The organism is Streptomyces sp. NPDC050161, assembly GCF_044460025.1.
Lineage (GTDB): Bacteria > Actinomycetota > Actinomycetes > Streptomycetales > Streptomycetaceae > Streptomyces.
The window spans coordinates 222,714-233,533 of sequence record NZ_JBITJM010000010.1 but is presented as its reverse complement, the minus strand read 5'-3'; the positions used below and the strand labels follow the sequence as shown (position 1 = coordinate 233,533).

General features: G+C 68.9%; 8 protein-coding genes and 1 CRISPR repeat array. Of the genes, 4 read left to right on the top strand and 4 right to left on the bottom strand.

What is annotated here, in order from left to right:
• Window positions 1-60 precede the first annotated feature (60 nt).
• Window positions 61-828: a CRISPR direct-repeat array (repeat unit 36 nt; unit sequence CCGCAATGGTGCTGCGACTCGTAGTCGCAGAGATGC).
• 112 nt (window positions 829-940) lie between these two features.
• From ACIBK8_RS19020 to cas7u, 4 genes are read right to left on the bottom strand one after another with little or no spacing between them, the layout of a single operon-like run.
• Window positions 941-1,996 (bottom strand): hypothetical protein, encoded by a 1,056-nt coding sequence (locus ACIBK8_RS19020; protein ID WP_399043004.1) that lies wholly within the window; start codon window positions 1,994-1,996, stop codon window positions 941-943.
• A gap of 1 nt (window position 1,997) precedes the next feature.
• The gene (cas3u, locus tag ACIBK8_RS19015) at window positions 1,998-5,051 is read right to left on the bottom strand and encodes a type I-U CRISPR-associated helicase/endonuclease Cas3 (protein WP_399043003.1); all 3,054 of its coding nucleotides are present in this window, start codon (window positions 5,049-5,051) and stop codon (window positions 1,998-2,000) included.
• Window positions 5,048-6,574 carry a type I-U CRISPR-associated protein Csb2 gene (gene csb2, locus ACIBK8_RS19010; protein WP_399043002.1) on the bottom strand — a complete coding sequence of 509 codons (1,527 nt, stop codon included), beginning with the start codon at window positions 6,572-6,574 and terminating at the stop codon, window positions 5,048-5,050. The genes cas3u and csb2 overlap by 4 nt, the downstream gene beginning before the upstream one ends.
• Window positions 6,575-6,578: 4 nt before the next feature.
• Window positions 6,579-7,772: a type I-U CRISPR-associated RAMP protein Csb1/Cas7u gene (gene cas7u, locus ACIBK8_RS19005; protein ID WP_399043001.1), complete on the bottom strand. Its 1,194-nt coding sequence runs from the start codon at window positions 7,770-7,772 to the stop codon at window positions 6,579-6,581.
• A gap of 423 nt (window positions 7,773-8,195) precedes the next feature.
• On the opposite strand from cas7u, the gene ACIBK8_RS19000 reads away from it, so the two are divergent.
• From ACIBK8_RS19000 to ACIBK8_RS18985, 4 genes are all read left to right on the top strand, one after another.
• Entirely contained in the window at window positions 8,196-8,528 is a 333-nt protein-coding gene (locus ACIBK8_RS19000) for a hypothetical protein (protein ID WP_399043000.1), read from the top strand.
• Entirely contained in the window at window positions 8,503-8,733 is a 231-nt protein-coding gene (locus ACIBK8_RS18995; protein ID WP_399042999.1) for a hypothetical protein, read from the top strand. Before ACIBK8_RS19000 ends, ACIBK8_RS18995 begins: the two co-directional genes overlap by 26 nt.
• 419 nt (window positions 8,734-9,152) lie before the next feature.
• Window positions 9,153-9,332, top strand: a complete 180-nt coding sequence (locus ACIBK8_RS18990; protein ID WP_399042998.1) for a MarR family transcriptional regulator — start codon at window positions 9,153-9,155, stop codon at window positions 9,330-9,332.
• A 343-nt stretch (window positions 9,333-9,675) separates the two neighbouring features.
• Complete coding sequence (locus tag ACIBK8_RS18985) at window positions 9,676-10,818, top strand: tyrosine-type recombinase/integrase (protein WP_399042997.1); 1,143 nt, start codon at window positions 9,676-9,678, stop codon at window positions 10,816-10,818.
• Window positions 10,819-10,820 lie beyond the last annotated feature (2 nt).

Here is a 10,820-nt window from a genome sequence, read left to right as displayed (position 1 = left end):
TGCGACTCGTAGTCGCAGAGATGCCTCGGTGCTGAGCATCAGGTCCTGACGGCGGAGGACCCGCAATGGTGCTGCGACTCGTAGTCGCAGAGATGCCTCGGTGCTGAGCATCAGGTCCTGACGGCGGAGGACCCGCAATGGTGCTGCGACTCGTAGTCGCAGAGATGCCCTGAGGACGGTTGCTCGCTCCCTCCCGATGAGGACCCCGCAATGGTGCTGCGACTCGTAGTCGCAGAGATGCCTCGAAGGCGAGGGCGTGGGCCAGCATCACCGAGGCGCCGCAATGGTGCTGCGACTCGTAGTCGCAGAGATGCCCGGTCACCTCAGCACCCCATCCGCCAGGGCCTGGAGGCCGCAATGGTGCTGCGACTCGTAGTCGCAGAGATGCCCGGTCCGCTCGCGGCGGGCACGGGTGGCCATCAGATGCCGCAATGGTGCTGCGACTCGTAGTCGCAGAGATGCCGCGGGCCGGGGAGCCGCCAAGGCCCCACCACGACGAAGCCGCAATGGTGCTGCGACTCGTAGTCGCAGAGATGCCACCGTCCGGCAGTTCGTCCGCCGCGGCCTCCTGATGCCGCAATGGTGCTGCGACTCGTAGTCGCAGAGATGCGACGGCGGCGGTGCTGCCCTTCTCCTGCTTCATCAGGCCGCAATGGTGCTGCGACTCGTAGTCGCAGAGATGCAAGAGCTATCTGCGCCGTGACGGGTCCGGTCAGTGGGCCGCAATGGTGCTGCGACTCGTAGTCGCAGAGATGCGACGTCCAGGAGGAGGCCGTCGAGCGGCCCGCCGTGCCGCAATGGTGCTGCGACTCGTAGTCGCAGAGATGCCCCTGTCTGGCCTGGGCGTATCACTGTGGGTGAGAGCGGGGAGCGTGGTTCTGATGGCGTGATCTGGCGCATAGCGGTCATTTTGCTTGGGTGCGGTCCGGGATTTCGTGGGTCACCTGAGGTTCCGAAGTGGTGCTTGGTGGATGGGTTGTCCGGGTTGGAGAGGGCCGAAGCCTTGGGAGAGGCGGGTGCGGTGGGCAGCGTAGATGGCGGTGACGCCGAGGTTGTGGAGTTGGGCGGGGTCGGGGTTGGGGGCACGGGCGAGGGGGTGTTCGAGGAGGGTGGTGAGGGCGGTGGCGGTCAGGGGAGGTGACCAGACGGGCCAGGTGAGTGCGCCGTTGGGTGTGGTGTGGTCCCAGCCGGTGGTGCGGGAGGTTCGTGTGCTTCCGGTGAGCCGGAAGGCGCTGAAGCCGTGGAGGGCGAGCCAGGTGGCTCCGGGGACGCCGCTTTGGGAGGCTTCGCCGGTGCTGACCATGTGGGCGTCGCCGGTGGAGAAGTGGTCGAGGTTGGCGCCGGCGTAGCCGTCCACACGCTCCCAGAGGGTCAGAGCGCCGAGTAGTGAGTCACGGACTCGCTGGGGTGTTGTTTCTTTCTTGCGGGCGGATTTGGTCCAGCCGAGATTCTTGATCGCCAGTGCCCAGCTGTTGGCGATGGTGCTGCCGCCTGTGCGGCCGAAGAGGGGGGTGGTCGTTGCGTACCAGGTGGTGTCCTTGGCCGGCTGCGACTCCTTCTTCTTGCCCCGTTCTTTGCCGCGGTCCATGTGGAGCTGGTTGGTGAGTGCGGCGAACCAGTGCGCGGTGTCCAGGCCCTGGTCGCGTTCTGCCCGCGCATGCCCGCGCAGGTGCTGGAGAGCTAGTTCGATGGGCATGCGCAGCGGGTCGGACGGTCCGGAAGGGGAGTGGCGTTTCAGCGAGAGGATGCCAGGTGCTTGGGGCAGCGGCTCGTCTTCGGGTGCGTCGGGCAGCTGGGCGATCAGGATGTCGGTGAGCTCGTCGTGGGTGAGGGGCCGGTGGGTGTGGAGGACGGCGGGGGCGGCCGGGCCGCGCCAGGAGAGCCGGGGTGGTTGGTCGAGGGCGGGTGCGGTGAGGTGGAGGACGCCGATGGCGGCAAGGAAGCCCAGGGGGGTGTCGCTGAGGAGGGCGGGGAGTTCGAGTTCGTGCTGGGGCATGTCAGCTTCCTTCCTCGGAGCAGGCCATGTCGGCGAGGCGGACGAGGGTTTCCAGGAGGGCCAGACCCCAGGGCCCGTACTGGCGGTTGAGGTCGGCGAAGCGGTTGGGTGCCTCCCAGTCGGTGACCCCCATGCCGGCGCTGCTCACGGTGACGCGCTGCTGGTCAGGCATCGTGGCGGTGACGTCGGTCGGTTCGGGGTCGCTGGCCAGCGGCATGAGGGGGCGTGCGTAGCCGTGGTGTGAGGCCACGAGGTGAACGAGTAGGTCGTGGTCGAGACCGCGGGTGTGCGCGGGGCCGGTGGCCAGCCAGGATTGGACGAGCAGGGCGCTGAGGGCTTCGTGGCGCAGCGAGCGGTCCCAGTTGGCCAGCCGCGCGGCGCGTCGCCGGCCGGCCTGATCGGCGGGGTCCATGCCGGACTTGGCCAGCGGCGCGGGCAGGGATTCAGCCAGCAGCCGGTCGCCGGCACACAGCATGCACTGGAACCGTTCGTGCGCTTTTCCGCAGTCGTGAGCGTGAGCGCTCACTTCCACGACCGCGACCAACGGGCTGGGCAGACCCAGGCGTTCGGCGAAGGCGGCGGCGCGTGCGGCGACGGCCTTGCCATGCTGATCGAGATCCACGGGCAGACCCTGGGCACCCGGTGCGGGCCGGGACAGGGAGCTGGCGTCGGCGCTGTCGTCCTCGATGCCGGGGGTGTGTTCGATGCGGCCGGTGGCGCGGTGGGCCGGGGCCAGGATGAGGCGGGTGGGCTGGTCGGGATCGAGGATGACGTGCCCGGTGCCCGCGGCCCGGGACGTGGTGGCCAGGCCCCAACGCCGCACGCTCCGCAGTGCGTTGAGCCGCTCGCGCAACGCGGGAACGTAGGCGTTCGCGCTGTCCTGGGCGGTGGGAAGGCGGCGCAGGAGCTGATCGAGGAGGCCGTGGACGATGGCGGTGGGCTCCTCGTCATCGTCGGCCGTCCGGGCGCAGGCGCTGCGCAGCAGGCTCTCGACCGCCTCGGCGGTGGCTTCGTCGAAGCCGCCGAGCAGTGTCAGGACGCGGTCGTCGAGGCGCATCGGCGCGGTGTGGGTACGGGGCGGGAAGTCGCCGAGATCGGCGACGGGTGCGCCGGGGGCTCCCGACCATCCGTAGGCGTCGTGGCCGCTGTAGTGGCTGGGCAGGACCACGGTGTCGCCCGGCCGGATGTCTCCCGGACGGGTTGCGGGCGCCCATGTGCCGTCGGATTCGTCGAAGCGCAGGACCGGAGCCATGGCCGGCGGGCCCTTCGTATCCGGGACGGCAGGCGCTTCGGGCGCGCCTTCCAGGTCGCTGGTGGTGTCCGCCGCGGTGGGCTGGGTGAGGAACCGGCGCAGCTGCCGGGCGGGGACGGCGACCGTCTCGGCCGGGTGCGGCGGAACCTGCGCCATGTGCCGCACCCAGTGCTCCCAGTCGAGTTGCCCGTCCGGGGTGGTGGTCAGGTCGGCGCGCCACAGGACGTGCACGTCCTGGGGGGAGGTGTCCAGCCCGTGCAGGAAGGGGCCGGGTTCCTGGTCGGGGACGGGGGTGGGGCTCGTGCGGGCCCAGGAGTCCACGAGGGTGCGGTGGACGACCGGCGTCAGGGGAGCGGCGGTGTTCAGGGGGTCGGTGTCCACGCCGCCGAGAAGGGTGGGCAGGGTCGTGGGGTTGACCAGCAGGCCCGCGGCGAAGTGGTCGTGCAGCGTGGTGTGGGACTGTTCGGTGATGTCGAGGGCGGGGGTGTGGTGGGTGAGCCATTGCCAGGTGGCGTCGGCGGCGCTGCCGTAGACGGGGATGTCGTCGGGCTCCTGGTCGCCGGCGCGGATGACGACGGCGGGGGCCAGGGGATGAGCACCGGTGCGGTCCAGGCGGCCCAGGCGCTGGATCAGGGCGGCGAGGGAGGCGTTTTCGGTGATGAGACCGCCCAGGGAGATATCGAGGCCGACTTCCACGGTCTGCGTGGCGACGACGACGAGCGGGCGGGTGCGCTCGGGGCTGGGCCCGTCGAGGAGTTCGCGCAGCAGCGGGCCGGCCAGGAGGAGGTCGCGGTCGGTGGTGCGCGAGCGGCCGACGAGCAGGACCACGTCGAGGTCCTCGCGTGCGGCCAGAGCCTGGTGCGTGGTGCGGGCGGTGTGGATGGTGTTGGCGACCACCCCGATCACCGGCCGCTTGATGAGCGGCAGCAGGGCTTGCAGGGCGCGTTCGGCAGCCTGGGCGAAGGCGGCGGCGGGCTTCTTCGGTGCGAGGGCGCGGGCGTCCAGCGCCGTGACGCGGCGCTGGGCGTTGAGCCGGGGGCCGGCAACCGGGTGCGCGCGGTCGGCATCGGTGATGTGGTGGCGCGGCCGGTCCGCATCGGTGGCGGCGGTGGCCGAGAGGCTGACGACCTGGACGCCACGGCCGGCCAGCACGGGGTCGGTGGCGGTGCGCTGGTAGGCGGCGCAGTCGAGAGCGGTGGTCAGCAGCGGCAGGGACAGGTGGGCCTCGTCGATGGCCAGGAGCGCGTCCATGCCGCACAGGGCGGCGTCGATCGGCCGCATGCGGGGTGTGCTGTGGTAGCCGCGGAACAGCAGGCGGCTGCCGTACTGGTCGACGGTGGAGATGACGACAGCCGGCTGGGCGGGGGAGCGCAGCCACCGCGAGGCCCAGTCCACCCCGCCGCGCATCCGCACCACCTCCAGCGGCAGCTCCTCCCCGCCCAGACGCGTCAGGGCCTGGGCGACGCGGCCCGGGACCGAGTCGGACGGAGCGTGGGTGAGGGCGCGCTGGAGAGTGCGGGCGTGCTCGTACGCCTGGTCGACGATCAGGCGACGGTCGACGACGGAGAACAGTCGCAGCGGAACGGTCCGCGGCCCCCCGCCGGCGGTCTGCCAGGCCAGCAGGAACACCCAGCCATCAATCAGGCTGGTCTTGCCCAGGCCCGTCGGCACGTCCAGGTCCCGCCACTGACCGCCCTCGGCGACGGATCGCACGTAGGCGCTCTGCCAGGGGAACGGTGCGTAGCCGTGTACGGCGCGGTAGAAGGCGTCGAAGTCCTCCACGCGAAGTCGTGGCGTCGTCATACCGTGTCCTCGCCGGAGTCGAGGGGCAGGCAGAGCCCCAGACCGAAGTTCTTCTTGCTCCCCAGCACCACCGGTCCGGTTACCGGCTCACGAAAGCGCACCCGCACATGCCGCGAAGGCAGCGGAGGCTCACCCTCCTTGCGGCGCAGGGCCCATGCGGGGAGGTCCGCACCGCCGGACAGGTAGGAGCCGGTGCGCAGCACCCCGACGCCCTCGGGCAGCGGCAGTCCGGCCATTTGGCAGCTGGTCGCCACCGACTCCTCGATCAGGCGCCCGTGGCGCTTGGGGAAGTGGTCGAGAACCATCGGCAGCGCCGTCGCCCACTCGCGCGACGGACGGCTCCAGCGCTCTGGCCGCACCGCGAGCAGCGCATCGACCTGGGTGTGCGCATCACCGACGTACGTCAGCGATACCGAAGTTTCCTGGGCGGGGAGGGACAGTTGGCGCAGCCCGCCGCCCGCCCGCAGCAGGACGGCCAGCAACGCGCGCCGGTGTGCGGGATCGAGCCCGTGCGGAAGTGCCACCCCAACTCCGCGCAGGCGCCCGTCGGCATGGTCACGCCCCACGAACGGCAGCGCCAGATACGCACACGCCACCGTCGCGCCGCCGGACCCCGTGCGGCCCTCCGATTCCTTCTCCGGCTTCCCTTTGCGGGCCGGTTGCTTGTGGCCGTGCACCGCAGGCATCGACTTCACGTCGTGGCCCGCGTCATCGAGCCGCGACATCACCGCGCTACGCAGGGCCGCGGCCACCTGCACCGTCAGCTCCGCGGGCAGGGAGAACCGGGCCGGGAAGGCAAACGTCAACAAGTCGGCGTAGAGGCCCGGCACCGGCTGGGCCGCAACGTCGCCCGTCTCCCCGGCCTGTCCGGCGCGGATGTAGGGGGCGGACCGGGCCTGCTGCCAGGACGCCTCCTGCTGAGCGTGTGCCCAGCGCAGCCGCTCCAGATACCCGGGATACGGCGTACGCAGCTGACACTGCCCACCGGCCTTGCTCGACGGTTCGGCCGGCTCCCACACCTCCCACTCCGGATCGTTTCCGTCCAGCGCGTCGTCGGTGACCGCGGCATGCACGAACGCGTGACCGGTGGCCCGCCCGAAGTACGGAACCGCCTTGGCCAGCGTCTCCAGCACCGCAAGCACCCCCGGCGGCGGAGCCGCAGCCCACTGGAACTGCATCTCCGGCTGCGCCAGCGCTCGTTGAGGCCACACCTTCGGAGCCCGGCCGTTCGTCCTTCCGGGCAGCACCGCGTGGCCCGGGCTCTCCGCCGTGGCGTTGGTGGGCACCCACGCCGACCTGGGAAGAGCCGCCTCGGCGGTACGCGCCGCAACCCGCACCCGCGGAGCCGGCTGCCGCTCCAACCACTGCAACGCCGCCTCATGCACCGGATCCTGCGGATCGGCGACCGACACCAAAGAACAGAACACCCGCGCCGGGTGAGGCGGCCACTCGGCCCCGCTCCGGTCCAGCGTCGACGCCTGGTAGAGCTGCTCCAGCAGATGGACAGTGATACGGAAGGACACGACATCACTCGCCCTCGGGAGCGCCGGCCCCGGCGAACGCGAAGGACTTGTCGATCGCCTGCTGCAGCGCCTGCTTCGGCCGCAGCGCCAGCGGCTGACAAGCCCACTCCAGGCCCGCTTCCCGGGCACGCCCCTCAGCGATACCGAACAGCTCCAGCGCCTCCCGCGCGGTCGACAGCTCCAGCGGCTCACCCCCGGGCCGGCCTTCGGAACCGCGGCGGACCCACTCGACGCGCTCGGACACCTGCACCAGATCACAACCGGAACGCAGGCTCAGCGCCGGCGCGGCGAACGCCAGCCGGTCGCCCAGCAGCGCGAGCGCCGCCACCAGAGCCCGAGCCGCCCCGGCGAACTCCTCACTCGACTCCCCGAACCGCATCCCCGCCAGCTTCGCCAGACTGAGCGTCGCCGTGCGGTGCACGCTCTTGACCGACACCCCGCCCAGCCCCTCAGACGGCGGAATCATGCCGTGGCCCAGCTCGTTCAACTGCACGACCCCCTTGACCTTGGCCGCCTTGCCGGCCTTGGAGGGAGACCAGCCAGAGCCCGAGATCTCGACCAAGTCCGTACCCGGCAGGTTCAGCGGGTCAGCACGACCCGCCGCCCGGACACCGACCAGCGGCGCCACCCCGAACATCGACGACTGGTAAGCACGGGCGACCTTCACCTGGATACGGCGCTTACGGTGCGAGTCCCACACCCCGTACGCCAGATCAGCCGGCGACAGACGCAGATACGGACCGGCATCGCGGTCCCGCGCATCACGCAACGCCGCACCGTCCGCGGTGTCATCGAACGCCGTGCCGCTGCTGTCTTCGCAGTCGCGGAAGTAGGCATCCCGCGAACGGTGGGGCGCCTCCAGGCTCGTCATCCGTACCGGCATGCCATGGGAGACAGCCGACAGCTCAAGGTGCGGAAGGAAGATCTGGCCGCTGCGGACCGCATCGAGCAGCGCCGTCTCGCAGCGGTTCGCCTGGGACTGCACCTGGTCCAGATGCACCACGTCGACGGCTTCGCCATCCACGTAGCGGGGCTCGACCAGGTAGCGGGGCACCTTGCTGCCCTTTTCTGTCGCCGTCGGCGGGAACACCTTCTCGCCAGGGCCGCCTATCGGCTCGTACTGCGCAACGATCCGCACCGCACCGTCCTCCGACTGCTGATTCACCGCAGCCAACAGCCGCTCGTAGACGTCCTTCACGACAAGCTCCCTCTCTCGCGCCGAATACCGAATCGCTGGCCGGACCCGCGGAACGGGCAGGTCACTACGGCGAGGTGGCGCCATGCAAGCAGCGCTCCCGGACTGGCGCAATTTCCCTCTGGCTTGAAGTGAGCGTTGTCAGAGGGGTCGCGTAAGGTCCGGCGCGCCAATGCACGCACAAGACTGACGGGCTCTCGCGGCAGCCTCGGTTGACGGTCGGTCAATACCCCTTGACAGCGCTACCTCCGGCAGCCTCCCGTGAGCGTCGCAAGACAGGTGGGCCCGCTAACGAGAGCGGCCGGAGATGACTGAAGACGTTCGGAACGGAGACGGCTGGCCACGGGCGGACCTCCGCGTGGTGTGGGATGCATTACGGGGCGCGGTGACGGGTAGCACGCTCCAGGCTTCGCCGCATGCCAAGCCATGCCCTGGCCCTGCCGACCGGAAGACAGCCGACACCTCTTGCGGTACTCCCACCGGCACCGGCACCGTCATCGGAACTACTGCTTTCCAGGGGGCCGCCCAACTCCGCGTCCGCCACCTTGCCTGACCATCTCGCTGATGCGCGGCAACCTCGACAGCCGGATCGCGCAGTGCGACGCGCCCGACGCGATCCCACGCCTCGACGCCCTCGTCGTCTCCTACGCCGGCGCGCAACGCATCGGACTCGCTGACCGCGCAGCTGACAACCTCCCGCCGACGCCTTCCTGCCGCCACCGATGCCGAGTTCGTGTTCGTCGAACACCACGCCGGTGACTGCCACACCGCCTGCTCTGTACACGCCGCCTTCGCCGAATCCGGCACCCACGTACGCGTCGAGGCGTCCGTACTCACTCCGGACGGCGAGCACCCGGCGGGCGCGACGGTTGTTCAGCAGGTTGGCGACAACCCAGCCGTCATCATCCGCGTTGCCCAGCAACTGCACGACCGAGGAGCCGGAGATCTCCTCGGCACCGGGTAACGATCAGTTACTCGGTAGAGCGCATTCGCCCACGGCAGACGAGAAAAAGCCCCAAGGGACTGGAATACGTCCCCGAGACCATGTCAACGTACAACGTCCCCGAAACACCAGGTCAGCGAAGGGGCCTGGGGTCCAGCCCAACCGGAAATTACCCGCGCCTGCCATGCATGCACAGAAACTGGCCCCTTCGCTGACCCGCCTCGCCCGAAGCACCGACCCAAGGAGTCCACCTGCACGATGCCACTCGATTCTCCCTGCGCTTTTCTGCGCTGATCCTCTTCACCCTCGGAAGCATCAACGCCTGGACCGCACAGCGCGGGCAGGACCACGGCGCCCTCGCCACCGCCCTGTGCCTGTGCGTCTGCGCAGCAGGGCTCTTCGCTGAGGGCCTGTCGCAACAGGACTACCGACGTGACCGAGTGGTCCTCGCCCACGTCGCCGTCCACCCCGGCCTGACGGCACAACAGATCGCGCGCGCCCTCGGCATGCGCGAGCCGGTAATTGCCCGCGCTCTCGGCCGCCTCACCGACGACGGCCTCATCTGCTCGGCCGCCGACAGCGCGACGTACAGCCTCGGCTCCGGTCACCCCGCCGTCTGACGCGCTCGATCCGGCACTCGGCAGCGCATTTCATGCTGCACCCCGCTACATAGCCGACGATCCCCGGTTAGCCAAACCGGGGATCGTCCGGAGCATTTAAGTCGTTCGCGCGGCTGTGCTTGGCGGTGGAGCCGCGGCGGATGCAGTAGGCAGCACGGTAGTCCGCGAGGAGGAAGCGAAGAACGGTCACTTGCTGCCCTGATGAAGTCGGCACCTATGGCTGAGAAGTAATGGAGCCTCCGCCTATGCGGATTCTCCACGCCTTGAAGGAGAGTGAGCACCCCTGTCCGTTCCCATAAAGAAGCTCCCCCCGAATGCGAATGGGAAGGTGCGGTACCGCTTTGTGGTCGATGTAGGGATAGACCCCGTCACGAAGAAGCGCAAGCAGTTGACCCGCACATTTGACACGCTGAAGGAAGCGAAGGCCGAGTACGCACGCATCACTAACCGCCGCCACGAAGGCACGTTCATACCACCCAACAAGATCACCGTGAACGAGTGGCTTGACCGGTGGTTGGCCATGAAGGCCGAAGACCTGGAAGAAACCACCATCTACAACTACCGGATCACCCTGGACCGAGTACGGGGGAAGCTGGGTCATATCCGTCTTCAGGAACTTACTGAAGAGGACGTAGAAGCGTGGATGCACTGGTCTCTTCAGTACGGGCGTGTACGTGGCAGAAGGGCCGGTACTCCGCTCGGAGTGACCAGTGTGGATATGAGCCTCGCCCGGCTGAAGGAAGCTCTTAACCGAGCTGTCACGCGTCGACTGGTGTCCGTGAACGTGGCCGCGCACGTGAGTATTCCGCGTAGGGCACGCAAGGAAGAGCGGAAGACCAAGCAGGAAGTGAAGCCCTGGAACGTTCAGGAGGTTCGGACGTTCGTCCATGGCGTCAAGGAAGAAAGGATTTACGCTCCGCTCCTGCTGTCCCTCATGGGCCTACGCCCGGCTGAAGTCTGCGGACTCCGGTGGGAAGATGTTGACCTGGAAAATGCCACCATCACCATTGCCAACACGCGCACGATGATGGGCAACCGCTACGTGGTGGAGAAGGACACGAAATCCATGGCTGGCGAGCGGGACCTCCCGCTGCCCGCTCCGGTGCTGGCTGCTCTCAAGGCATTCAAGGCTCTCCAGGCCAAGGAGCAGACAGCTCTGGGTGAGGCTTACATGCTCTCGGGCTACATCCTGGTGCATGAGGCCGGAGAACCCTTCACGATCAAGCAGCTCCGCCGTTTCGTGTACCGGCTCATGGCGAGCCTAGGACTGCGTCGTGTTCGCCTCTCCGACGCTCGTGCGGCGTGCCTCACATACTTGGCCAACCAGGGTGTGCCGGACCATATCCTTGCGCGATGGGCCGGACACTCGAACGTGAAGACCACCAAGCGGTGGTACATCAAACCGGACGTGGAGGATCTTCGTGAAGCCGCCACAACGTGGCACGGCCTGCACGAGGATCCGACCCAAGCGTGTGAGAAATCGTGAGA